The sequence below is a fragment of the Buchnera aphidicola (Taiwanaphis decaspermi) genome (assembly GCF_039405155.1).
GTDB classification, from domain to species: Bacteria; Pseudomonadota; Gammaproteobacteria; order Enterobacterales; family Enterobacteriaceae; genus Buchnera_M; species Buchnera_M aphidicola_B.
In genome coordinates, this window is sequence record NZ_CP135049.1 from 264672 (window position 1) to 290146 (window position 25475).

18 protein-coding genes, 1 tRNA gene and 1 pseudogene are annotated in these 25475 nt (G+C 21.9%); 4 read left to right on the forward strand and 16 right to left on the reverse strand.

Translation table 11 applies throughout. From position 1 onward, the window contains the following. Positions 1-13: 13 nt before the first annotated feature. Genes RJX39_RS01250 through RJX39_RS01260 form a run of 3 tightly spaced genes read left to right on the forward strand, consistent with a single transcriptional unit; the run spans position 14 to position 2660 of the window. A complete protein-coding gene (locus RJX39_RS01250; protein WP_343192439.1) occupies positions 14-808 on the forward strand; it encodes a TatD family hydrolase in 795 nt (264 codons plus the stop codon). Positions 809-857: 49 nt separating this feature from the next. Further along, on the forward strand, positions 858-2288 hold the full coding sequence (ptsG, locus tag RJX39_RS01255; RefSeq protein WP_343192440.1) for a PTS glucose transporter subunit IIBC: 1431 nt from the start codon (positions 858-860) through the stop codon (positions 2286-2288). A gap of 30 nt (positions 2289-2318) precedes the next feature. Next, complete coding sequence (locus RJX39_RS01260) at positions 2319-2660, forward strand: HIT domain-containing protein (RefSeq protein WP_428994316.1); 342 nt, start codon at positions 2319-2321, stop codon at positions 2658-2660. A 66-nt stretch (positions 2661-2726) separates the two neighbouring features. Here RJX39_RS01260 and RJX39_RS01265 read toward each other — a convergent pair whose 3' ends face one another. From RJX39_RS01265 to RJX39_RS01290, 6 genes are all read right to left on the reverse strand, one after another. After that, positions 2727-3869, reverse strand: coding sequence for a porin (locus RJX39_RS01265; RefSeq protein ID WP_343192441.1), 1143 nt, complete (start codon positions 3867-3869; stop codon positions 2727-2729). A gap of 177 nt (positions 3870-4046) precedes the next feature. After that, positions 4047-5432 (reverse strand): asparagine--tRNA ligase, encoded by a 1386-nt coding sequence (gene asnS, locus RJX39_RS01270; protein ID WP_343192442.1) that lies wholly within the window; start codon positions 5430-5432, stop codon positions 4047-4049. A gap of 270 nt (positions 5433-5702) precedes the next feature. Next, complete coding sequence (gene pncB, locus RJX39_RS01275; RefSeq protein ID WP_343192443.1) at positions 5703-6908, reverse strand: nicotinate phosphoribosyltransferase; 1206 nt, start codon at positions 6906-6908, stop codon at positions 5703-5705. Between the two features lie 170 nt (positions 6909-7078). Beyond that, positions 7079-7993: a rhodanese-related sulfurtransferase gene (locus tag RJX39_RS01280; RefSeq protein ID WP_343192809.1), complete on the reverse strand. Its 915-nt coding sequence runs from the start codon at positions 7991-7993 to the stop codon at positions 7079-7081. Between the two features lie 74 nt (positions 7994-8067). Then, positions 8068-10917 (reverse strand): valine--tRNA ligase, encoded by a 2850-nt coding sequence (locus RJX39_RS01285; RefSeq protein WP_343192444.1) that lies wholly within the window; start codon positions 10915-10917, stop codon positions 8068-8070. A gap of 48 nt (positions 10918-10965) precedes the next feature. Beyond that, complete coding sequence (locus tag RJX39_RS01290) at positions 10966-12465, reverse strand: leucyl aminopeptidase (protein ID WP_343192445.1); 1500 nt, start codon at positions 12463-12465, stop codon at positions 10966-10968. 149 nt (positions 12466-12614) lie between these two features. Here RJX39_RS01290 and RJX39_RS01295 point away from each other — a divergent pair, with 149 nt between their 5' ends. After that, complete coding sequence (locus RJX39_RS01295) at positions 12615-13004, forward strand: Rid family detoxifying hydrolase (RefSeq protein WP_343192446.1); 390 nt, start codon at positions 12615-12617, stop codon at positions 13002-13004. A gap of 61 nt (positions 13005-13065) precedes the next feature. On the opposite strand, the gene RJX39_RS01300 is transcribed toward RJX39_RS01295, so the two are convergent. The 10 genes and pseudogenes from RJX39_RS01300 to ftsH form a co-directional block, all read right to left on the reverse strand. Continuing rightward, positions 13066-14859: a DEAD/DEAH box helicase gene (locus tag RJX39_RS01300; RefSeq protein WP_343192810.1), complete on the reverse strand. Its 1794-nt coding sequence runs from the start codon at positions 14857-14859 to the stop codon at positions 13066-13068. A gap of 368 nt (positions 14860-15227) precedes the next feature. Next, on the reverse strand, positions 15228-17312 hold the full coding sequence (pnp, locus tag RJX39_RS01305) for a polyribonucleotide nucleotidyltransferase (protein WP_343192447.1): 2085 nt from the start codon (positions 17310-17312) through the stop codon (positions 15228-15230). A gap of 176 nt (positions 17313-17488) precedes the next feature. Then, on the reverse strand, positions 17489-17758 hold the full coding sequence (gene rpsO / locus RJX39_RS01310; protein WP_343192448.1) for a 30S ribosomal protein S15: 270 nt from the start codon (positions 17756-17758) through the stop codon (positions 17489-17491). Positions 17759-17833: 75 nt separating this feature from the next. Further along, positions 17834-18748: a tRNA pseudouridine(55) synthase TruB gene (truB, locus tag RJX39_RS01315; RefSeq protein ID WP_343192449.1), complete on the reverse strand. Its 915-nt coding sequence runs from the start codon at positions 18746-18748 to the stop codon at positions 17834-17836. Then, entirely contained in the window at positions 18745-19140 is a 396-nt protein-coding gene (gene rbfA, locus RJX39_RS01320; RefSeq protein WP_343192450.1) for a 30S ribosome-binding factor RbfA, read from the reverse strand. The genes truB and rbfA overlap by 4 nt, the downstream gene beginning before the upstream one ends. 46 nt (positions 19141-19186) lie before the next feature. Further along, positions 19187-21301, reverse strand: coding sequence for a translation initiation factor IF-2 (gene infB, locus RJX39_RS01325; protein WP_343192451.1), 2115 nt, complete (start codon positions 21299-21301; stop codon positions 19187-19189). A gap of 177 nt (positions 21302-21478) precedes the next feature. Then, positions 21479-22711 (reverse strand): annotated as a pseudogene (gene nusA / locus RJX39_RS01330) (transcription termination factor NusA); the annotation flags it as partial. Between the two features lie 253 nt (positions 22712-22964). Further along, positions 22965-23052 (reverse strand) — tRNA-Leu (locus tag RJX39_RS01335). Between the two features lie 27 nt (positions 23053-23079). Further along, positions 23080-23379 carry a hypothetical protein gene (locus RJX39_RS01340; protein WP_343192452.1) on the reverse strand — a complete coding sequence of 100 codons (300 nt, stop codon included), beginning with the start codon at positions 23377-23379 and terminating at the stop codon, positions 23080-23082. A gap of 212 nt (positions 23380-23591) precedes the next feature. Next, positions 23592-25430 (reverse strand): ATP-dependent zinc metalloprotease FtsH, encoded by a 1839-nt coding sequence (ftsH, locus tag RJX39_RS01345; RefSeq protein WP_343192453.1) that lies wholly within the window; start codon positions 25428-25430, stop codon positions 23592-23594. Positions 25431-25475 lie beyond the last annotated feature (45 nt).

The window sequence follows — 25475 nt, forward strand, 5'->3', positions numbered from 1 at the left end:
ATAGGTAATAATTATGTTTTTAATAGATTCTCATTGTCATTTAGACAGACTAAATTATAAAAATATACATAAAAATATTGATGATGTAATAAAAAAGGCATTTAAACATAATGTTAAATTTATGTTAACAATATCAACTTCAATATCTAATTTTAAAAAAACCTTTAAAATGTTAAAAAATAAATTTATTAATGTTAGAATTTCATGTGGAATACATCCTTTATATATTTCTAAAAATAGTAATATTGAAAAAATGTTAACTTTATCAAAAAATGAGTATGTGATTGGGATAGGAGAAACTGGATTAGATTATACAAATATTAACCATAATAAAAAAAAACAGATAAAATTTTTTAAATATCAAATAGATGTAGCTAAAAAAATAAAAAAACCTATTATAGTACATTCTAGAAATTCTAAAAATGATACTATAAATGTTTTACAAAGAGAAAAATCTGAAATATGTGGAGGAGTTTTACATTGTTTTACAGAAGACATAGATATGGCTAGAAAATTATTAAACATTGGTTTTTATATATCTATTTCAGGTATAATAACTTTTAAAAATACTTATGCATTAAATGAATTAGTAAAATATTTACCTATAGATAGAATTCTTATTGAATCAGATTCACCTTATTTATCTCCAGAACCTTACAGAAAAAAAGAAAACCAACCTGCAAATGTAAGTTTGATTGCTAACCACTTATCTAAAATAAAAAAAATAAATTTGTTTGATTTATCTTATATTTTAAAAAATAACTTTATTAATTTGTTTAACTGCAATTTTTTAAAAAAATATAAATAATATATATTATAAAATACTTTAAGTTAAAATTAATTTATATAGGATCTATATGATTAAAAATGCATTTTCTGGTTTACAAAAAATAGGTAAATCATTGATGTTACCTGTATCAGTATTACCTATAGCTGGTATATTATTAGGCATAGGTTCTGCTCATTTTTCTTTTATACCTAATATTATATCTCGAGTGATGTTAGAATCAGGTAGTTCTGTTTTCACAAATATGCCGTTAATTTTTTCCATAGGTATAGCATTAGGTTTTACTAAAAATGATGGTGTTTCAGCATTAGCAGCAGTAGTTGCTTATGGAATAATGACAAAAACTATGTTGGTAGTAGCTCCATTTTTTTTACACATAAATATTCCAGGAATAGATATAAAACATATTTTAGACACAGGTATATTAGGAGGAATAATATCTGGAGGTATTTCAGCTTTAATGTTTAATATTTTTTATAAAATAAAATTACCTGATTATTTAGGTTTTTTTGCTGGCAAACGTTTTGTTCCTATTATTGCAGGAATATTATCTATATTTATAGGGATATTATTAGCAATAATATGGCCTCCAATAGGAAAAGCAATACAAATATTTTCCCAATGGGCTGCATATCAAAATCCTATGCTTGCCTTTGGAATATATGGTTTTGTAGAAAGAACATTAGTTCCATTTGGATTGCATCATATATGGAATGTACCATTTCAGATGCAAATAGGTGAATATACAAATTCAATTGGACAAGTTTTTCATGGAGACATCTCTAGATACATGGCAGGAGATTCAACAGCTGGAAAATTATCAGGTGGTTTCTTATTTAAAATGTATGGTTTACCAGCAGCAGCTATAGCAATTTTGCATTGTGCAGATAAAAAAAACAAAAAACAAATAAGCGGAGTCATGTTATCTGCAGCACTAACTTCTTTTTTAACTGGTATCACGGAACCTATTGAATTTTCTTTTATATTAGTAGCTCCAATATTATATTTTATTCATTCTATTTTAGCAGGTATGGCTTTTCCAATATGTATATTTTTCAACATGAAAGCTGGAATGAGTTTTTCTCACGGTTTGATAGATTTTTTAGTTTTAAGCGGTAATAGTAAAAATGTTTGGTTATTTCCATTGATTGGTTTGTTGTATGGTTTTATATATTATATTATTTTTTACATTATAATTAATAAATTTGACATAAAAACTCCTGGAAGAGAAAAAATAAATATTAGTGTTGTTAAAAATGATAAAGAAATGGCTTCTATAATTATAAAATCGTTAGGAGGAAAAAAAAATATAAATAATTTAGATGCTTGTATAACTAGATTAAGAATTAGTGTTCTTGACAACACAAAAGTTGATGTAAATAAACTAAAAGAAATAGGAGCTGCTGGAGTAATAATATCTGGATTAGGAGTACAAGTCATTTTTGGTACAAAATCAGATAATTTAAAAACATTAATAGAGGAACAAATGAATATTATATAAATAATATATTTGTTAAAAATAAAAAACATTATGGTAAATAACATATTTAAAAAAATTATTAATAAAGAAATAAAATCTAATATTTTATATCAAGATAATATCTTGACGGCTTTTGAAGATATTAATCCTAAAACACCTGTTCATATATTGATAGTTCCAAATATTTTTATAAAAAATACTAATTATATAACACAAAATAACAAATATATTTTTGGAGAAATGTTTTTATTAGCAAAAAAGTTAGCTAAAAAATTTAAAATAAATAAAACCGGATATAAGTTAATAATAAATTGTGGAAAAAATGGTGGTCAAGAAGTAAAGTATTTACATATGCATTTGTTAGGAGGAGTTAAAATAAAAAGTATTGTATAAAATATAAAATTTTATAAAAATGCATGCTTTTAACAGCATGCATTTATTTTTTAATTTTTTGTTTTTTTATAAACTAAAATGGTGCAAAATTCCTATTGATAAATCATTGTTGTTTGTAGGAATTAAGTTGTTTTTAGTAAAATCGTTACTTTTAAGCAAATTTAACTTATAGCTAACATAAGCTAAAGTATTTTTAGACAAATTATAAGATGTTATAAGATGTAAATATTTTGATAAACTTGCAGAACTAATTTTTTTATCATGTGCATTTTTTGCATTTGATAAAAACACACTTTTTGATTGTGAATATATTATAGATGGTTTTAATCCTGATTTAAAATTATAAGATGCTGATAATTTAATATGATTAGTTACATCAGAAATTTTAGAAAAATTTCTAACATCCATATAAGGAACTAAGTTATTTGTATGACTATACAAAGCGGATAAAAATGTTTTATTTAAATTATATTTTAATCCTATTAAATAAGCTTTAGATATCTTATTATTATTTTTTTTTATAAGAGAAGAAAAGTTGTTACTTTGGAAACATGAAAAAACTGTACCTATTCCAGATTTTTTGTTTGTATAGGTAATTTCTGTCCCCCATCCAGAGCCATTTGGATGTTTAACTTTATAATCTTTATTTCTTCCTTGATATTGTAAATTAAGATCTAATCCATTTAAAAAACTAAATAAATTTTTATTACGATAATTAATAATGTTATTTCCTAACCCCAACATATAATTATCTTTAGCATTTAAATGTATATCATTATTTAACATTAAAGAAATAGGGCTTAAATAATCTAATGCCTTATGAATTACTCCATAGTTACGACCATAATCTATAGAACCTAATGACAATATTTTCATACCAACAAACAATAAATTATTTTTAGGTTGAGTATTTTTTTTAATGTCGTAACAATGCTCATTTAATTCTTCTTCCACTTGACCGTGTACGGAAAAAATATTATTTATTTTAAATATTCCTTTCACTCCAAATGTATTATAACTTGCACTGTTTTTACCAAAATGACTAATAAAACTCTCTGAACCTACTCTATGATTATTAATTTTATGATCAGAATTCATATTTCCATATAATTCAGATTTTTGATCATTATCATATAAATCTATTGCTTTTACATTATTTGCAGCTAATAGTATAGGGAATAACAATCCTAAAAAAAATTTTTTATTCATAATTATTTATACCTTAACATTAATACAAAATTTTTTATTAAAATAAATACAATTTGTTGAACTAATTTTTTTAAAAATAACACATATTATAAATATGTAAATAATATATATATTATATAAAATATTATATATATATATAATATTTATCATAAAAATATTTCATTTAAATAAAAAATATTAAAAAAAAGCATTCTTGGAAGAACGTGGAAATGGAACTACATCTCTTATATTTTTTATATTTGTAACATACAAAAGCAATCTTTCAAAACCAAGTCCAAAACCAGAATGAGGTACAGTACCATATTTTCTAAGATCTCTATACCACCAATATTTTTTTTTATTTAATTTTAACTCAAACAACCTTTTATCTAACATACTTAACCTATCTTCTCTTTGAGAACCTCCAATTATTTCACCTAATTTTGGCAACAAAATATCCATAGAGGCTACAGTTTTATTATCATTATTAATTTTCATATAAAAAGCTTTTAATTGTTTTGGAAAATTTTTTATTATAACTGGAGCATTAAAATATTTGTCAGTTAGATAAAGTTCATGTTCATGATTTAAATCTGAATTTATACTAATTTTTACATTAAATCTATTATTTTCTTTTATTAAAATATCTATCGCTTCTTTATATTCAATTTCAAAAAAATCATAATTAATTAATTTCTGTATTTTTTGTATTAAATCTACATTAAATAATTTAGAAAAGAAAACAATATCTTCTTCAGATTTTAATAATAAGTTATTTAAAATATATTTCAAAAAATTTTTAGTTATTTCTATTATTTCTGGTAACTTTATAAAAGATCTTTCAACTTCTAACATCCAAAACTCTGCTAAATGACGAGTAGTGTTAGAATTTTCAGCTCTAAACGTTGGTCCAAAAGAATACACTTTTGACATAGAACAAGCATATGATTCTAAGTTTAATTGACTAGAAACAGTTAAAAAAGTTTTTTTACCGAAAAATTTATAATTATTTTTTTTTGACTTAGATGTGATATAAGATTTAGATTCAGAAATTTCAAACATTTCACTAGAACCTTCAGTATCTAAAGAAGTAATAATAGGTGTTTGAATCCAGTAATAATTATTTTTTTGAAAATATTTATGAATATAGTAAAACAATATATTTCTAATACGCGAAATTGCACCTATAAAATTAGTTCTAGGTCTTAAATGACTAAAATTTCTCAAATGTTCTAATGTATGGTGTTTTGCAGACATAGGATAACTACATGGGTTATTAACCCAACCTAAAATTTTTATATGTTTAGCTTTGATTTCATATAATTGTTTATTTTCTTTATAATATACTAAAACTCCTTTGACTTGTATAGAACATCCTGTAGTTAATAATAAAATTTCTTTTTTATAATTTTTTATTTTTTTATTAGCTATTATTTGTAATGTTTTTAAACAAGATCCATCATATATTACAATAAAAGAAAATCCTAGTTTAGAATCTCTTTTTGTTCGAACCCAACCACTTATTTTAATATTTGTATTTAACTTAATTTGTTTGTTAAATATGTTTGCTATGGTTATATTCATTATTAAAAATCCTTTAAAATATTTTAAAAAATTTTATCAAGTTGTTCAACATAGCGTAATCATTTATATTATTTATTTAATACTAAAAAAATTGTTAATTGTTAAATTTTATATTTTATTTATAATATACAATCTAAAATAGAAAAACAACAAAATTCAATTTTTTTTAAGTTAACAAAAAATAATTTATTAATAAAGTTTATATATTAAATATTCAATATTAAAAAATTAATTTTAAATAACTTTATTAAAGTTAAATATATTTATAATTTATATTTTAAATGCTTTTTTTAAATTATTTATAAAATATTTATCTTTACAAAATATTTTTCCTGGACTATCTGAAATTTTTGCTACTGGTTTATCATTACATTTAGTTAGTTTAATAACTATATTTAAAGGTTTAACAAAAGGAATATCACAGGTTAAATTTGTACCAATGCCAAACATAAGTTTTATTTTTCCATTAAAATAATTATATATACGAATCATCTTATCAAAACTCAATCTATCTGAAAATAATAAAATCTTAGTTTTAGGATCAACACCAAGTTTTATATAATGATCAATTGCTTTATCACCCCATAAAAAAGGATTTCCAGAATCATGTCTTAATCCTTTGTATTTTTTAGCATAATAATAATTAAAATCTTTTAAAAAAGAATCCATATTAATACAGTCTGTTAAAGCTATATTTAACTTATTTTTATATTGTAACAACCAAACTTTTAAAGCTAAATTTTGACTGTCGGATAAAAAAGCACTAATTTGTTGATGAGCTTGAAACCATTCATGAGATTGTGTTCCTAGAGGTTTAATACCTAGTAAATGAGAAAAATGATAATTACTAGATCCATATAACCAAGGTATATTTTTTTTAAGTTTTTTTATAATAGATAAATGTACATCATAAGAAAATCTTCTTCTAGTACCAAAATCTATTAACTTTAATTTATACAAATCTAATTTATCATATTTTTCATAAAAATATTTTAATTTTTTACATAAATAATTTATTGCTATTTTAGGTGTTATATTAGGATATCTAATACTTTGTACTAATTCACTTATAATAGATAATATGGGAACTTCCCATAATACTACTTCTCTCCACGGACCTGAAATTTTAATTTTTAATTTACCACAATAATTACTAATTTTCACTTGATCAGCTTTATATTTAAATTTTTTAAACCATTTTAAATAATCTTTTTTAAAAAAAGAAAATGAAGATATATAATTATATTCGTCTTTAGTTAATGAAAGATATTCCATCATTTTAATTTGATTTTTTAAATATTTAGAAAACTTTCCTAAATTGTTATTACTACGACAAATAAATTCAGCTACTACTGAAACATTGTAATAATGATAAAATATAGCTTGTTGCATATGTATTTTATATGCATCAGTATCTAAAATAGATTTTAATATTGGTGAATTTTTAAATATTTTAAACTTATTATTTTTTATCATTATATCTCCATTTTTTAATAAAATTTAATTTAAAAATATTTATTATTTTACAATATATATATATATATATAAATGATATTCAAAAAAAATGCATTGTTTATATTTGCTAACTAAAAAATAAAAACATTATTTATGTTATTTATATTATTTATAATAAAAACTAAAAAATTTTATAAATTTTTTTTTACACAATCATTAGAACAAAAGTAATCAAATTTTTTTGCACATTTATCACATTGAATAAATAATTTATTGCATTTTTTATTACGACAATTTCTGTGAATATCACAAGTCTCTTTACACTGATGACAATTAGAAATTATGTGATGTGAAATTTTTTCATATAATCTATTGTCAAATACAAACATTTTTCCTACAAAATTTATAGGTAAATTGTTTTCTTTAGCAGAATTAACATAATTTATAATACCTCCATATATATGATAAATACTTGAAAAACCATAATTTATCAAATAAGAACTAGCCTTTTCACAACGTATACCTCCAGTACAATACATTACTAATTTTTTATTTTTAAAAATTTTAAGAAAATCAATAATATTTTTTAATTGTTCTTTAAAAGTATTAAAAGGTATATTTACTGCATTAACAAAATGTCCTATTTCATACTCATATTTATTTCTCATGTCTATAAAAGTAACTGATTTTTTGTTAAACATATTATTAACTTCTTGAGCATTTTTTAAATATACACCTTTTCTATTATAATTAATATAATCATGTATATTATCAGCAACTATATTTTTTTTTAATTTTATTTTTAAGTTAAAAAAAGATTTTTTAGTGTTTGATGACCTATTAATCAATACATTATTTAATTTTATATTTAAATTATATATGAAGTTAATTATATTTTTATAATATTTTTTTGGAATACTAATCTGTGCATTTAATCCTTCATAAGAAATATAAACTCTTCCTAACACATTAAAAAGATTAAATTTTTTTAAAATAATATTATAAATTTTTTGTGGATTCATTATATAAAAATATTTGTAAAAAGAAACATTAAATCTTTTATTTATATTATTCATTATATATTTTTTCTGATTATGTTGTTTTATGAATGTATATTGATTTTTTAAATATTATATAATTTATTAAAAAATAAATTAAATTTGTTATGTCGATACTTGATTTAAATTAAAAATAAATTGTTAAGTTGATTTAATAAAGTATTTTTATATTTTTTCAAGTTACATAATTTACTTGTTTCTAGTTTAATTATTTTTTTAGGAGCTTTAGTTATGAAATTTCTATCAGATAATTTTGCATTTAACAATAACAAATTTTTATCTATATTAAGTATTTGATTGTTTATATCTTTTATTTTTTTTGATTTATCAAAATTTCTTTTGACAGGAATAATAATTTCAACATTTTGCACATATTTTCTAACAAAAAATAAATCATAAGAATATTCATTATATGCAAAAAATATTTTTTTTATATTTAAAAATTTTTTTAAATAATTTTTAAATTGTATTATAATATATTTAAAACTAATATTATTTTGAAAATTAAAAATTATTTTTAAAATATCTTTTTTATTTATATTATAATCTATTCTAGTTTTTCTTACAAAAATAATTATTTCTTTTAAAAAATTAACTTTATTGTTTAAAAGATAATATTTTTTAATATTTATTTTATATTTAGGAATTTTTTCTAACATAATAGAACTATTTTTAAGATTTTGTATTTTGTTTATTTTTTGCCAAATTTTTTCTGTAATAAAAGGAATGATAGGATGTAAAATTTTAATAATATTTTTTAATATTTTAAATAATACATATTTATAATTATTAAAAAAATACAGTTTTTTGTTAATATCAAATTTTACAAATTCAATATACCAATCACAAAATTGGTTCCATACAAAATCGTATATGACATTTGAAGATATATCAAATCTATGTTTTTCTAAAGAATTGCAATAAATATTTATAGTTTTTTTCATACAACAAATAATCCATTTATCTAATAAAGAAATATTTTTTTTGCTTTTCTTTTTGTTGTTTTTACATTTTAGTTTTGAAAAAATAAAACGACTTGCGTTCCATAATTTATTACAAAAATTTTTGTATCCTTGTAATCTATTCATATCCCAATTTATATCTCTTCCAGTAAAAGAAATAGAAGTAAATGTAAATCTTAAAGCATCTGCACCAAAAGGTTTAATACCATTTGGAAACCTTTTTTTAGTATCATATAATATTTTTTTTACTAAAACAGGGTTGTTAATATTAAAAGTTCTTTTTTTTACTAATTTTTTTAAAGAAGTTCCATTTATAATATCTATAGGATCAATAACGTTACCCTTTGATTTAGACATCTTTTTCCCATTAAAATCTTTTATTAATCCGGTAATATAAATTTTTTTAAATGGTATTTTAATTTTATTATTATTACTCATAAAATGAATAGTTAACATAATCATTTTTGCTATCCAAAAAAATATAATATCAAAACCACACACCAATATGTTACTAGGAAAAAAATTAATTAATCTTTTAGTTTTTTTTGGCCATCCTAAAGATGCAAAAGCCCATAAACTAGAAGAAAACCAAGTATCTAATACATCTGATTCTTGAAATAACTTTTTTTCTTTAGAAATACTATATTTTTTTCTTACATCTTTTTCATTTAAACCAGCATAAATTTTTTTTTCATCATCGTACCAAATGGGAATACGATGCCCCCAATATAATTGCCTTGATATACACCAATCTTCAACTTTTTTCATCCATGAAAAATACATGTTTTTGTAATTTTTTGGTATAAAACTTATTTTTTTTTCTTTAACTATTTTTATTGCAGATTCAGACATTTTTTTTATATTTAAATACCATTGATCTGTTAACATAGGTTCTATTATTGAACCACTTCTTTCATTTATTGGTATATTTGAAATACATTTTTTTATTTTTACAATCAATTTATTTTCTTTTAAATAATTTATTACTTTTTTCCTAGATTCTAATCTATCAATATTACAGAATTCAGGTGAAATATCATTATCATATTTTATAAATATACCATCACTATTGTATATTAGTGGTTTATTAATTATTTTACCATCTAAAGTAAAAATATTAATCATATTTAATTTATGTTTAACACCTATTGTATAATCATTAAAATCATGAGCAGGAGTTATTTTTAAACATCCTGTATCTTGATTCATATCTACATGATCATCTTCTATAACCGGGATAATTTTATTTAGAATAGGAGATATAACTTTTTTTCCTATAAATTTTTTATAACGTAAGTCTTTTGGATTAACAGCTAAAGCTGTATCTCCAAATATAGTTTCTGGTCTAGTTGTAGATACTAATAAATATTTTAATTTTGAAACTTTTTTTGAGTTATATAAAAAATATTTTATATAAAATTTTTTAATTGTAATAGATTTATTTATAACTTCTATATCTGAAATAACAGTTTTTAACTTGGAATCCCAGTTTACTATTTTTTTTTTTTTAAAAATTAATTTTTTATCGTATAAATCTATAAAAGCTTTTTTAACAGCAAAAATCATTTTTTTATCTAATGTAAATCTTTTTTTATTCCAATCTGCTGATAAACCAATTTTTTTCATTTGAGAAATAATGTTATCTTCAAATTTTTCTTTCCATTCCCATATTTTTTTTATAAAGTATTGATTAGAATAACTATTTTTGTTTTTTCCTGTAGTTTTTATTAAATAATCTTCCACAACTAACTGTGTTGCTATACCAGCATGATCTACACCAGACTGACAAAATGTATTTTTTCCTAACATACGATTATATCTTAACAAAACATCAATAATAGTGTGTTGAAAAGCATGTCCCATATGTAAGCTACCTGTAATATTAGGAGGAGGTAAAATTATACAAAAGTTTTCTTTATATTTTTTGTAATTAGCTTTAAATAAACCCAGTTTTTCCCATTTTTTGTAAATTTTTTTTTCTATTTTATTAAAATCATAATTTTTTTTCATATATTTTTTGTATATTTTATTTAACTTAAAAATGTAATTTAATAAAAATTATTTATTAAGTTTAGATTTACTTAATAAAAATTGAACGATTAAAGATATAGGTCTACCAGTTGGTTGTACATAACCATTAGAGTTATCCCAAGCAGTACCAGCAATGTCCAAATGAGCCCAGGAATATTTTTTAGCAAAATTAGACAAAAAACAACCAGCTGTAATAACACTAGCTGAACTAGAACTTATATTTTTTATATCAGCAATATGAGAATTTAATTTAGAATTATATCTATCATTTATAGGAAGATGCCATGCAAAATCATGAGTTTTTTTTGAACATTTTAAAATATCTTTAATAAGTTTTTTATCATTAGACATTAAACCTGTATTTTCATGACCCAATGCAACAACACAAGCTCCAGTTAAAGTAGCAATATCTATGACTATTTTAGGATTAAATTTTTCAACATAAGTCAATGCATCACATAATATCAAACGACCTTCAGCATCTGTATCAATTATTTCCACAGTTTTACCTGACATTGTTTTAATAATATCACCTGGTTTTAGAGATTTACCGTCAGGCATATTTTCGCAAGATACTAATACTCCTATAATGTTTAAAGGTATTTTTAATTCAACAGCTGCCACCATAATACCAAAAACAGATGCTGCTCCACACATATCATATTTCATTTTTTCCATTGATCTTGATGGTTTTAAAGAAATACCTCCTGAATCAAATGTAACTCCTTTCCCAATTAAAACAATAGGTTTACTATTTTTATCATTACAACCGTTATATTTAATAATAGACATATATGGTTTATTATTAGAACCATTACTTACTTGAGCGTAAGCATTCATATTTAACTTTTTGATTGATTTTTTATTTAAAATAGTTGTTTTTACTTTATTTTTATTTTTAAAATAATTTGAAGTATATGCTGTTAAATATTTAGGATTGCAAATATTTGGTGGTAAATTACTTATATCTTTACATTCTTTAATTCCTTTAGAAACAGCTAAAGCATGTAATAAAAAATCATTATTTTTACTAATACTTTGATTTTTTTTGTTTGTATGTAATAAAATTTTTTTAAATGAATAAATTTTTTTATATTTTTTAAATTTGTTAAAAAAATACTGTGAATTTAAATATTCTTCAACAATAATTCTATTTTTCCAATATGTAGAAATATTTTTAACATTTATTTCATTTAAAAAAAATCCTATCTTTTTTAAAGGTTTATATTTTAAATAATTAAAAATGTTTTTTATTATTTTTTTATAACCAAAATAATTTATTTTATTTAAATTTCCACAACCCACTAGCAATATTCTTGTAGACAAAACATTAGGTACATTATATAGTAATAATAAATCACCTATATTTCCTGATATTTCATTTTTTGACAAAATTTTAGAAACATATTTATTACTAATATTATCTATAATTTTAGCATGTGGAGATAAAATTTGTTTTTTAAAAACACCTAATATTAAACAACAATATTTGTCTAATACAGAAATTTTGTTAATATTAAAATACATGTGAATTAAACCTCTGTGATATTATTTACAATATTAAAAATATATAAATTGTTTATGTTTATTTATGCAATGTAGAAAAAGTTATTGTTAAACATATTATTTTAATTTTTATAACAAATATAGTATAATATAAAATGAGAAAAATAAAAATGTATAAAATCATAAAAACAAAAAAATCCCCAAAACCAATAGGACCTTATGTTCAAGGTATTGATACAGGTAATTTTATTTTTGTATCAGGTCAAATACCTATTGATGAAAATAGTGGCAATATTCCTGAAAACATAAATGATCAAACTTATCAAACATTATTAAATATTAAATTCATTATAGAAAAAGCTAAATTAACATTAAATAATATAATAAAAACAACAATTTTTATCGTTGATATTAATGATTTAAAACAAATAAATAAAACTTACAATAATTTTTTTAAAGAAAATAACTCAAAATTTCCAACAAGATCATGTGTTGAAGTAAATAAATTACCAAAAAATGTTAAAATTGAGATAGAAGCTATAGCTTATAGAAAAAAATAAAAAAAATATTTTTTTGTATGCCACTTAGTGGCATAAAGTAAATTACATAATTAAATATTTTTTACTGTTTTTTTACAATTTTGTTAAATTTTGGTTTAAAATTATAAAACTTACGTTTTTTAATATTATTATATTTTTTTTTAGAATAATTTATATTTTTATTACTATTTATTAAATTAGTATTATTAAATCTATTATTATTTGTTATTAACTTAATAGTTATTTTTTTATTCAAAATATTGATATTATTTAATTTTCTTAATGTATTAATTGGAATAGTTTTAGATAATTCGATAACAGAAAAATTTTGATATAGTTTTATATTACCAATTTTATAATTATTAATATTAGTTTCATTAGATATAGCTCCAACTATATTTCTTACTTCAACACAATCTTTTTTTCCTATATCAATTCTATATAAATTCATATTTTTATATTTTTTTTTGACAATTTTTCTTTTATAATAATTTTGTTTGATTAAATTATTTTTTTTAAAATTACGATTATTTTTATAATTACTTATATTAAAAAATTTATCTTTAGAAATTATCAACGGTCTATTTTTTTGTGCTATTTTTAACAAAGCTGCAGCTAATTTTTCAATATTTAATTCATTTATAGAATTAATTTTTGGAAGTAATTTTTGATATTCAATTAAATCTTTACTTTTTAATTCTTCTTCAATTTTTTTTGAAAAATTTTTGATTCTTTTTTCACTTATTTTTTTTAAATCAGGTAATTTTATTTCTTTAATATTTACTTTTATTTTATTTTCTATATTGCGTAATAACCTACGTTCGCGAGGTTCAACAAATAACAAAGCTTTTCCTTTTCTTCCAGCTCTACCTGTACGTCCGATACGATGAACATATGATTCTACATCCATTGGAATATCATAATTAATTACTAAACTAATACGTTCAACATCTAATCCTCTTGCTGCTACATCTGTAGCTATTAAAATATCCAAATTACCATTTTTTAATTTTTCTAAGGTTTTTTCTCTTAATGATTGATTCATATCTCCATTTAAAGCAGCGCTATTATATCCACTTTTTTCTAAAGCTTCAGAAACTTCTAATGTTAAATTTTTGGTTCTAACAAAAATTATTGTTGCTGAAAAATTTTCTGATTCTAAAAATCTAATCAAAGCTTCAGTTTTTCTTCCATAAGAAAGCCAGTAAGTTTGTTCAATATCAGGTCTAGTGGTTATATTAGATTTAATTTGTATTTCACGAGGTTTGATCATAAATCTTCTTGATATTCTGCGAATTTCTTCTGGCATAGTTGCAGAAAATAAAGCTGTTTGATGTTTAGCTGGTATCTTAGATAAAATACTTTCTACATCTTCTATAAACCCCATCCTCAACATTTCATCGGCTTCATCAAGAACTAAACCTTTTAACTTAGATAATATTAAAGTTCCTCTTTTTAAATGATCTAATAATCTTCCTGGAGTTCCAACAACTATTTGTGGTCCTTGTTTCAAAATTTTTAGTTGTAAATCATATTTTTGACCACCGTATAATGGCAGTATTTTGATGTTTTTTATGTATTTAGAAAATTCTATAAAAGATTTTGATACTTGTATTGCTAGTTCTCTTGTTGGTGTTAATACTAATATTTGCGGGAATTTTAATTTAATGTTAATGTTATGTAATAAAGGTAATGCAAAAGCAGCTGTTTTACCACTTCCTGTTTGAGCCATACCTAAAACATCTTCACCATCTAATAAATAAGGTATACAAGCTTTTTGTATAGGTGAAGGTGTTACGTAACTCATTTTGTTTAGTGATTTTAAAATAGTTTTTTTTAAACCTAATTTGGAAAAAGTTGTTTCTATGTTAGTCATGTAATACATGTTCCTTTTAATTTTTAATAGGCTAATATACACAACTTTTTGTAATTTTTTTTATTGTACATTGCAAACTACTAGCTCTAATTAAAAAATATTATAAAATAATAAGTTATTTTATAAGAATTTATTTATTAATTATAAGTATAATAAATAATAATTAATAATTTATAATAAAAAATATGAATTAATGTTCATTAAAAAAATAAATAATTTAAATATTTTTTTTAGTTTATATAAATTAATAATTTTATTCAATAAATATTAATAATATTTATTTTTATATAAACAAAATAGCCCTATAAAGAGAGCTATTATGTAGGTAAAATTAATCTTTCAAACATATTTTGTTAACTAAAATATTATTACAAAATGCTATTTTTTAAACTTAAACGTAATCTTCCTTGACGATCTATTTCTAAAACTTTAACTAAAACTTTTTGATTTATTTTTAGAAAATCACTTACTTTTTCTACTCTAGTATTAGAAATTTGAGAAATATGAACTAGTCCTTCTTTTCCAATACCAATACAAACAAAAGCTCCAAAATCTACTATACGAGTTATTTTACCTGGGTATATTTTACCAATTTCTATGTCTGTAGTAATTTCTTCAATTCTTTTTATAGCATGTAAAACTTTTTGAGCAATAGTAGAAGATATTTTTATTATACCATTATCTTCAATTTCAATACTTGTACCTGTTTCTTCTGTTAACATTCTGATAACAGAACCACCTTTTCCTATTACATCTTTTATTTTTTCAGGATTTATTTTCATAACATGTATTCTAGGAGCAAATTCTGATATATTTCTTCTTGGTTTGTTAATTGCTTGCTCCATAATGTTTAATATATGTAATCTAGCTCCATGTGATTGATTTAATGTTAATTTTATTATATTTATATTAACTCCTTCTATTTTTATATCCATTTGTAAAGAAGTGATACCTTTTCTTGTTCCAGCAACTTTAAAATCCATATCACCTAGATAATCTTCATCACCCAAAATATCAGATAATATAATATATTCATTGCCTTCCTTAAACAAACCCATAGCTATACCTGCAACAGATTCTTTAATAGGTACTCCAGCATCCATCAAAGATAATGAAGCTCCACATACAGAAGCCATAGAAGATGAACCATTTGATTCAGTAATTTCAGAAACAATTCTTATTGTATATGGAAAATCTTCAATATTTGGCATAACAGACAACATACTTTTTTTTGCTAATTTACCATGACCTATTTCTCTACGTTTTGGTGAACCAACTATCCCTATTTCTCCTACAGAATATGGAGCAAAATTATAATGAAACAAAAAATAATCTATTTTTTCACCTAATATTTCATCTACATTTTGGGCATCCCTAGAAATTCCTAATGTAGTAGTAACCAAAGATTGTGTTTCACCTCTAGTAAATAAAGCAGAACCATGAGTTCTAGGTAATATACCTGTTCTAATGTCCAAAGATCTAATCATATCTTTTTCGCGACCATCAATTCTTATACCATAATTAAACAAACGATTACTAACTGTAGATTTTTCAATATCATAAATTATGTTTGCTATTTCATATTCATTTAAACATTTATTTTCAGATAAAATAGTTTGAATAGTACTATTTTTAATTTCAATTAATGTTTCTTGTCTTTTTTTTTTATTAATTATTTTATAAGCTTTATTAATTTTTTTTTCAGAAAGTTCAGAAATACGTAATTTTAACACGGGGTTTACTGATGTTGGAAACCATTCCCAATTTTTCTGTCCTGCTTCTTCAACTAAAGATTTAATATGATGTATAACTATTTGTTGTTGTTCATGACCAAAAATAATACTATTTAATATTTCTTCTTCTGTTAATACTTTAGCTTCTGCTTCTACCATTAAAATAGAAGTATTAGTACCTGAGATAACTAAATCTAATTTACTTTTTTTCATCTCACTTGTACTAGGATTTAATATATAATTTTTATTGATATATCCTATTCTTGCTGCTCCTGTAGGTCCTTTAAAAGGTATTCCAGATAATGATAATGCCGCGGAAGCACCAATCATAGATATTATATCAGGACTAACTTCTGGATTTAAAGAAACAACAGTTGCTATTATTTGTATCTCATTTTTAAAATTTTTAGGAAATAAAGGTCTTATAGGGCGATCTATTAATCTAGCAATCAGTATTTCATTTTCACTTGGTCTTCCTTCTCTTCTAAAAAAACTACCAGGTATTTTACCAGCAGCATAAGACCGTTCCTGATAATTAACTGTTAAAGGAAAAAACTTTTGTTCAGTTTGAATAAATTTGTTACCTACAACAGTTACAAAGACTGATGTGTCATTCATGCTTGCCATAACTGCAGATGTAGCTTGTCTAGCCATAACACCTGTCTCTAAAGTTACAGTATGTGTACCATATTGAAATTTACGAACTATGGGGTTCAACAAATTAACTTCCTTAAAATAAAGTTTTAAATAAAAAATTTTAATTTAATATATAATTTATTTTTATATAAATATTAATTATATTTTAACATAATTTAAATTTACATAAAAAAAGGCCATTTCTGGCCCTTTAATTTTTTAATAAAAATAATATTATTTAAATAAAAAAATAATTAATACTATTTACGTAACTGTAATTTGTTAATTATTTCAGTGTATATAATCATGTTTTTTTTTTTTAAATAATTTAATAATTTACGACGTTTAGAAACCATTGTTAACAATCCTTTACGACTGCAATAATCTTTTTTATGTATTGCAAAATGTTTTTGAAGATTATTAATTTTATATGTTAACAATGCTATTTGTACTTTAGTGTTTCCTGTATCTTTTTTTTTATCAAACAATGCAAGATCTTTATATTTTTTTTTTATAATATTTAAAAACATATTTAAACCCCATGTATCATAATAAAATATAGTAAAATATAAATTTTTTTTTTTCGTATTTAATCTAAATTAATTTTATATAACTTTATAAGGTCTAATATAACCATAAATGTTTATATAAGCTAAACCAACAAAAACATTATCTACATTATTTATTAATTTTATTATTCCTCGGTAGTATTTATATGAAGATTTAATTATTTGACCTTGTTTAAGCTTTAAATACGAATGTTTATCAATATGAATAACTTTTCTACAATCTATCATGTTTTCAACAGGTATTAAAAATCTTGAAAACATTTTTTTTAAAAATATATTATATGAATATTTTTTTCTTAAGTATTTCAAATATTTTAAACTAACCATTTTATTTGTAGGATAGGAAGAAATCTCTGATCTATGCAAAAAAATTACATGAGCTCCACATTCTAATTTATCACCTATATCATTTATCAAACTACGTATATAAGTACCTTTTGAACAAGATATTTCTAAATAAAGTAAACTGTTTCTTCTGTAAAAAAATATACTATATATTTTTACTACTCTTTTTTTTAATTTAATATTTATTCCTTTTCTTGCATATTTATATAGAGGTATTCCTTTATATTTTATTGCTGAATACATAGGTGGAATTTGATTTATTTTACCAATAAAAGAATATATAACTTTTTTTAATTTAATATTAGTAAAATAAACATCTTTTTTTGAAATTATTAAACTTTCAGAATCTCCTGTAGGAGTTTTTTCTCCTAACTTTGCTGTAACAATATATTTTTTGTCAGATTTAATTAAAAATTCTGAAAATTTAGTAGATTTTCCAAAACATATAGGTAACATTCCTGTAGCTAATGGATCTAAAGTTCCTGTATGTCCAGCTTTATTTACTTTAAAAATATTCTTTACTTTTTGAAGAGTATAATTTGAACTATGACCTTTTTTTTTGTTTATTAACAAAACTCTATTAACTTTTTTATTAAAAAAAATCATATAGATACCTGATATTTATGATTTTTTTTTTTCAATTTATCTTTTTGTATAGTATTTTTAATTAAATTAGATATTTTACATCCTTCAATTAAAGAATCATCATGTATAAAAAACAATTTAGGGATAATTCTTAATGTCATATATTTGCTTAATAACATACGAATATATTTACTATATTTTTGTAAAATATTAATATTTTTTTTAATATTTTTTTTTTCATACAAAAAACTAACAAAAATTTTAGCTTGAGATAAATCCGAAGATAATTTTACATCAGAAATAGTAGTATTAACTACTTTAATTTTAGGATCGTTAATATTTTTGTATAAAATATTAGTTATTGTTTTTTGTAATTCGTTTGATATTCTATAAATTCTATTTTTTTTTTTCATTTTAATATAAAACTCTATATGTAAAAAAATTATAAAAATTAGAAATTTATTTTATTTCTATTTTTTTAATGACTTCTATTCTATCACCTATATTTATATTATTAAAATTTTTTATACTTATACCACACTCTAAATTACTTCTAATCTCTGTTACATCTTCTTTAAATCTTCTTAAAGATTCTAATTTACCTTCATAAATAATTTTTTCTTTGCGTAATATACGTATAGAATGATGTTTCTTTATTATTCCATTAGTTACCATACATCCAGCAATAGATCCTAATTTTGGAGATGTAAAAATACTACGAACTTCAGCTAAACCGATTATTTTTTGTTGATATTCAGGAACTAGTAAACCTTTTACAAATAATTTCATATCATTTAATAAATTATATATTACATAATAATAACGTATATCTATGTTTTCTTTTAAAATAATTTTTTTTGAAATATTGTCTGCTTTTACATTAAAACCTAAAATGATAGCTTTAGAAGCTAATGCCAAATTTACGTCAGTTTCTCTTATGCTACCAACTCCTTTACTAATAATTTTAATTTTTACTTTTTTATCAGATAATTGAACTAATGATTCAGATATAGCTTCTAAAGAACCTTGTACATCTGTTTTTAATATAATATTTAATTCCGATTGTTTTTCAATATTAATTTTATCAAAAACATAATCTATATTATTATTTTTTTGATTAAAAAATTTTTTTTCTCGAAATTTATTTTTGCGATGTTGAACTATTTCTTTAGCATATTTTTCGTCATTAACAACATTAAAAATATCTCCAGATATAGGTACACCAGATAAACCAAGTATTTTTACAGGTAATGAAGGATGTGCATAATTAATTAATTTATTATATTGATTTTTAATATATTTTATTTTACCATATTCAAAACCACAAAGCATAGTATCTCCTTTCCTTAATACTCCACTTTTTATTAAAACAGATGCTACAGGTCCACTTTTAGCATCCAAATAAGACTCAATAACAACACCTGAAGCCATACAGTCATATGAAACATTTAATTCTAATATTTCAGATTGCAATAAAATTGCATCTAACAAATTATTAATACCTATACCAGTTTTTGCTGAAATATTTACGAAAATATTTTCGCCACCCCATTCTTCTGAAATAATATTATATTTACTTAATTCATTTTTTATTTTTTCAAAATTTGATTGTGTTTTATCAATTTTGTTAATTGCTATTATTATTGGAACTTTTGCTGCTTGGGCATGATGAATGGCTTCAATGGTTTGAAGCATAACACCATCATCTGCAGCGATTACTAATACCACTATATCTGTTATTTTAGCACCTCTAGCTCTCATTGAAGTAAAAGCAGAATGACCAGGAGTATCTAAAAACGTAATATTTCCATTATTAGTTTTCACATGATAAGCACCGATATGTTGCGTAATACCACCAAATTCTTTAGAAGCTATTTTTGTAGTTCTAATATAATCTAATAAAGAAGTTTTACCATGATCAACATGTCCCATAATGGTAACTATAGGAGATCTAATTTTTTTTTTAGATGACAAGGAATTTAAACTGATGTTTTTTATTAAATCTTGTTCTATTTTATTTTCATTTATTATTTTAACTTTATGACCCATATTTTCAGAAATTTTTTTAGCAATATCTATATTAATAAAATCATTAATACTGTTTATAGAAATACCCATTTTCATTATATGTTTAATTAATTCACCACTCTTAATTGCCATTTTATTAGATAAATCAACAACTGTTATTTTATTTCTTATTATAATGTCTCTATTTATTATTTTTTTTGGTTTTATAAAATTTTGTTTTAATACGTTTATTTTATTTCCTCTGATATTAAAATTCTTATTTTTATTTGTTTTAAATTTTTTAATTTTAAAATTGTTATTTTTTTTATTTCTTAAAGATGTTGCACGTTTAATAATATTTTTACGTTTATTAATATTACTATGTTTTTTAAAATCTCCTTTTTTAGAGTTATTAAAGATAGAAAATATATAATTGTCAGATTTTTTATTTTTCATTAATTTACGAGATATATTTTTAGAATTAGATTCTGTTTTTCTATATTTTGATCTTAATTTTTTTTTACGAAATTTAGATGTTTTTTTATTATTTATTTTATTATATTCCATTTATTTTTTTTTCAATTTATTATTAATAATTATGTTTTTTAAATAAGATACCAATGTTTTGAATTAACATATTTGTAAATTTATTACAAATAACATTTATAAAAAATTAAGTAATTATTTTAAAAATTTTATTTATATATTCAAAAATATATATAAATATTATTTTCTTTATTTTTTTTTTATTTTGTTATGTATATTTATTATTATTTTTTTATCAATACTATTAATTTTTAATAATTCAGCTAATGAAGTTTTTGCTAATTTTTCTATTGAATTTAACCCTATCTTTACTAAATTTTCTGAAGTATGATAATCAATATTTAATATGTTAACTAATTTTTCCACATAACATTTATATTTATTTTTGTGTTTTATATTTAAACTTTCTATGGTCATAACATTTAATTCCCAACCACTTAATTGCGAAGCTAAACGAACATTTTGCCCATTTCTACCTATTGCTTGAGCTAAATTTTTTTCTTCAACAGCTATGTCCATAAAATTTTTTTCTTTGTTTACAATAATAGAGACAACATCAGCTGGAGACATAGAATTAATAACAAATTTTTTTGGATCATTATCCCATAATACTATATCTATTCTTTCTCCTGATAATTCATTAGATATAGCTTGTACTCTAGAACCTCTCATACCTACACATGCACCTACTGGATCAATTTTTTTATCATTAGTTTTTACAGCAATTTTAGATCTAAAACCAGGGTCACGAACAACAGCTTTTATTTCAATAATATCTTCATTAATTTCAGGTACTTCAATTTTAAACAGTTTAATCAACATATCATCTTTAGATCTACTAATAAATAATTGGATTCCTTTATGATTAGGATAAATAGCATATAACAAACCTTTGATACGATCTCCATGACGTAAATTTTCTCTTGGTAACATATCTTTTTTTGTTATTAAACCATCAGCGTTATTTCCCAAATCTAACAAAATACTATCACGATTAATTTTTCTCACTATTCCAGTAACAATTTCTCCAACATATTTTCTAAATTGTTCAACAATCATTAATTTTTCTGCTTCACGAACTTTTTGCACAATAACTTGTTTTGCAGTTTGTGTCGTGATACGATCAAAAGTTACAGACGCAATTCTGTATTCTAAATAATCACTAGTTTTTATTTTATTATTTTGGAAAGTAGCAGCTTCCAAAGTAATTTCTCTTGTAGGTTGAGTTACTTTCTTTACAACTAACCATCTTCTAAAAGTATCAAAGTCACCATTTTTTCTATTTATACTAACTCTAATGTCTATTTCTTGCTCATATTTTTTTTTAGTAGCTATTGCTAAAGCACTTTCTAATGCTTCGAAAATCTTTTCACGTGGAAGAGATTTTTCGTTAGATACAGCTTCTACAACAGCTAGAATTTCTTTATTCATCCTCTAATAACCTCTATCCAAAATTTCTCATATTAGGAAAGAAATTTTATATTTATGGATGTATTTTTTATTGTAATTTAATAAAAAATTAATAAAAAATTTTATTTAATAAAATATATACTATATTTTTATATATAATGTATATTTTTAATATAAATTTATAAAAATAAAAAAAAATAATTACATATTATGATTTTTTTTTAATTTTAAATAAAACATAATGTAAAATATTTATTTAAAAAATTATTAATTTTACCGAGGACGGGATTTGAACCCGTAAAACTCTTATATAGAGAACTATCACCTCAAGATAGCGTGTTTACCATTTTCACCACCTCGGTTTAAAAATTAAATTATTTTAACTAAAATTAGATATTTTTTTTTAATATTTTTTGTTCATTGTTTTTTTTATCTAAAAAAAATGATTTATTATAATTATTTTGAATATTAGATAAAATTAAACTACTACTAAAAAAAGAAATTGTTAGAAAAACCAATATTTTATTTGATATATTTTTATGTTTACCAATTTTTAATAAATTATTATAAGTTTTATTATTGTTATTAGAATGATCATTGTATAAAGAACTTTTACTAACATCAAGAGTTATAAAAATTATTAAACATAAAGAAGAAAAAATAAAAATAGATAAAAAAATATTGTACATTTATTTTTGTCCATTTGTATATAAATTAAAATATATTTTATTTGAATTTTGAAATATATAAATTTAACAATAATGTTAATAAATAAATTTATTATTTTTACAAATAAAAATACCATAGTTTCTTTTAAAATTAATTTAAAAAATAATCAACGTTAAAAGAAAAAAATTTTAAAAAAAATAAAACAAATAAATTTTATTCAAAATTATATTATCTATATTGTTTCAAAACCATTATTAGGAGGTCTAACATCTTTTCTAGACATTAAATCGTCTATTTGTAAAGAATCAATAGTTTCATATTTTACTAATGCTTCTTTCATCTTATGTAAAATATCCATATTTTCATTCAGTATATTTCTTGCACGTTTATAATTTCTATCTACTATATCCCTTATTTCTTCATCAATAATTTTAGCGGTATGTTCAGAAATTTGCGATATTTTGTTAGAAGATTTTCCTATAAATACTTCATCTTCTTCTTCAGTATATAATAAAGGACCTAATTTTTCAGAAAAACCCCATTTAGTAATCATATTTTTAGCTAAACCTGTAGCTAATTTTATATCATTAGAAGCACCTGTGGTTACACTATTTTCTCCATAAATAAGTTCTTCTGCTAATCTACCCCCATATAAAGTAGAAATTTTACTTTCTATTTTATTTCTACTTAAAGTAAAATTATCTTCTTTTGGTAAAAACATAGTAACACCTAATGCTAACCCATGAGGTATAATAGTTGCTTTATGAACTGGATCATGTTCTGGAACTAATCTTCCAATTATCACATGTCCTGCTTCATGATAAGCTGTAGTTTCTTTTTGATAGTCACTCATAACCATAGATTTTCTTTCAGTACCCATAATTATTTTATCTTTAGCTTTTTCGAATTCTATCATAGAAACTATATTTTTTTTTTCTCTTGCTGCAAATAAAGCAGCTTCATTAACTAGATTAGATAAATCAGCACCTGAAAAACCGGGAGTACCTCTAGCTATTACCATAGAGTTAACATTTTGTGAAACAGGAATTTTACGCATGTGTACTTTCAAAATCTGATTTCTTCCTAAAACATCTGGCAAATCAACTAATACTTGTCTATCAAATCTACCTGGTCTAAGTAATGCTGGATCTAAAACATCTGGTCTATTAGTAGCTGCAATAAGAATTACTCCTTTATTTATATCAAAACCATCCATTTCAACCAACATCTGATTTAAAGTTTGTTCTCTTTCATCATGAACTCCACCTAATCCAGAACCTCTGTGTCTACCAACGGCATCGATTTCATCTATAAATATTATACAAGGAGCATATCTTCTTGAATGTTCAAACATATCTCTAACTCTTGATGCCCCAACACCAACAAACATTTCTACAAAATCTGAACCTGAAATAGTAAAAAAAGGTACTTTAGCTTCTCCAGCTATTGCTTTAGCAAGTAAAGTTTTACCAGTACCTGGAGGACCTATCATCAAAACTCCTTTTGGAATTTTACCTCCTAATTTTTGAAACCTGCTAGGTTTTCTAAGATATTGAACTAACTCAAGAACTTCTTCTTTTGCTTCGTCACAACCAGCTACATCAGAAAAAGTAGTTTTTATTTCGTCTTTAGTTAACATTCTAGCTTTACTTTTACCAAAAAAAATTGTGCTTCGTCCACCATTACCAGAATGTATTTGCCTCATAAAAAAAAACCAAAAACCAGTTAACAAAATCATAGGTAGCCAAGATATAAAAACAGAAAAAAACAAACTTGGTTCTTCTAACATTTTACCGAAAACTTTCACATGCTTATTAATTAAAATATCAAGTAATTTAGGATCATGTATTGGCATATAAGTTTTATATTTACTATGATCCTTTTTAACAACAATTATTTCTCTATCATTTATATATGCTTTACTTACTTTTCTTTTTCTTACTTCAGACAAAAAAGTGGAATAATCAACTTTCTTATTTATATTTTGATGAGAAGCAAAAGTATGAAATAAAGACATAAATATGAAAGACATTACTAAACAAACAAGAATTTTTTTAGCTTTATCAATCAAGATATTAACCTCACATTATAAATATGTTAATAAAATTATTGTAAA

Coding starts and splice junctions, on each gene's coding strand:
- RJX39_RS01250 (WP_343192439.1), top strand. CDS start 14: ATGTTTTTAATAGATTCTCATTGTCATTTAGACAGACTAAATTATAAA.
- ptsG (WP_343192440.1), top strand. CDS start 858: ATGATTAAAAATGCATTTTCTGGTTTACAAAAAATAGGTAAATCATTG.
- RJX39_RS01260 (WP_428994316.1), top strand. CDS start 2,319: ATGGTAAATAACATATTTAAAAAAATTATTAATAAAGAAATAAAATCT.
- RJX39_RS01265 (WP_343192441.1), bottom strand. CDS start 3,869: ATGAATAAAAAATTTTTTTTAGGATTGTTATTCCCTATACTATTAGCT.
- asnS (WP_343192442.1), bottom strand. CDS start 5,432: ATGAATATAACCATAGCAAACATATTTAACAAACAAATTAAGTTAAAT.
- pncB (WP_343192443.1), bottom strand. CDS start 6,908: ATGATAAAAAATAATAAGTTTAAAATATTTAAAAATTCACCAATATTA.
- RJX39_RS01285 (WP_343192444.1), bottom strand. CDS start 10,917: ATGAAAAAAAATTATGATTTTAATAAAATAGAAAAAAAAATTTACAAA.
- RJX39_RS01290 (WP_343192445.1), bottom strand. CDS start 12,465: ATGTATTTTAATATTAACAAAATTTCTGTATTAGACAAATATTGTTGT.
- RJX39_RS01295 (WP_343192446.1), top strand. CDS start 12,615: ATGTATAAAATCATAAAAACAAAAAAATCCCCAAAACCAATAGGACCT.
- RJX39_RS01300 (WP_343192810.1), bottom strand. CDS start 14,859: ATGACTAACATAGAAACAACTTTTTCCAAATTAGGTTTAAAAAAAACT.
- rpsO (WP_343192448.1), bottom strand. CDS start 17,758: ATGTTTTTAAATATTATAAAAAAAAAATATAAAGATCTTGCATTGTTT.
- truB (WP_343192449.1), bottom strand. CDS start 18,748: ATGATTTTTTTTAATAAAAAAGTTAATAGAGTTTTGTTAATAAACAAA.
- rbfA (WP_343192450.1), bottom strand. CDS start 19,140: ATGAAAAAAAAAAATAGAATTTATAGAATATCAAACGAATTACAAAAA.
- infB (WP_343192451.1), bottom strand. CDS start 21,301: ATGGAATATAATAAAATAAATAATAAAAAAACATCTAAATTTCGTAAA.
- RJX39_RS01340 (WP_343192452.1), bottom strand. CDS start 23,379: ATGTACAATATTTTTTTATCTATTTTTATTTTTTCTTCTTTATGTTTA.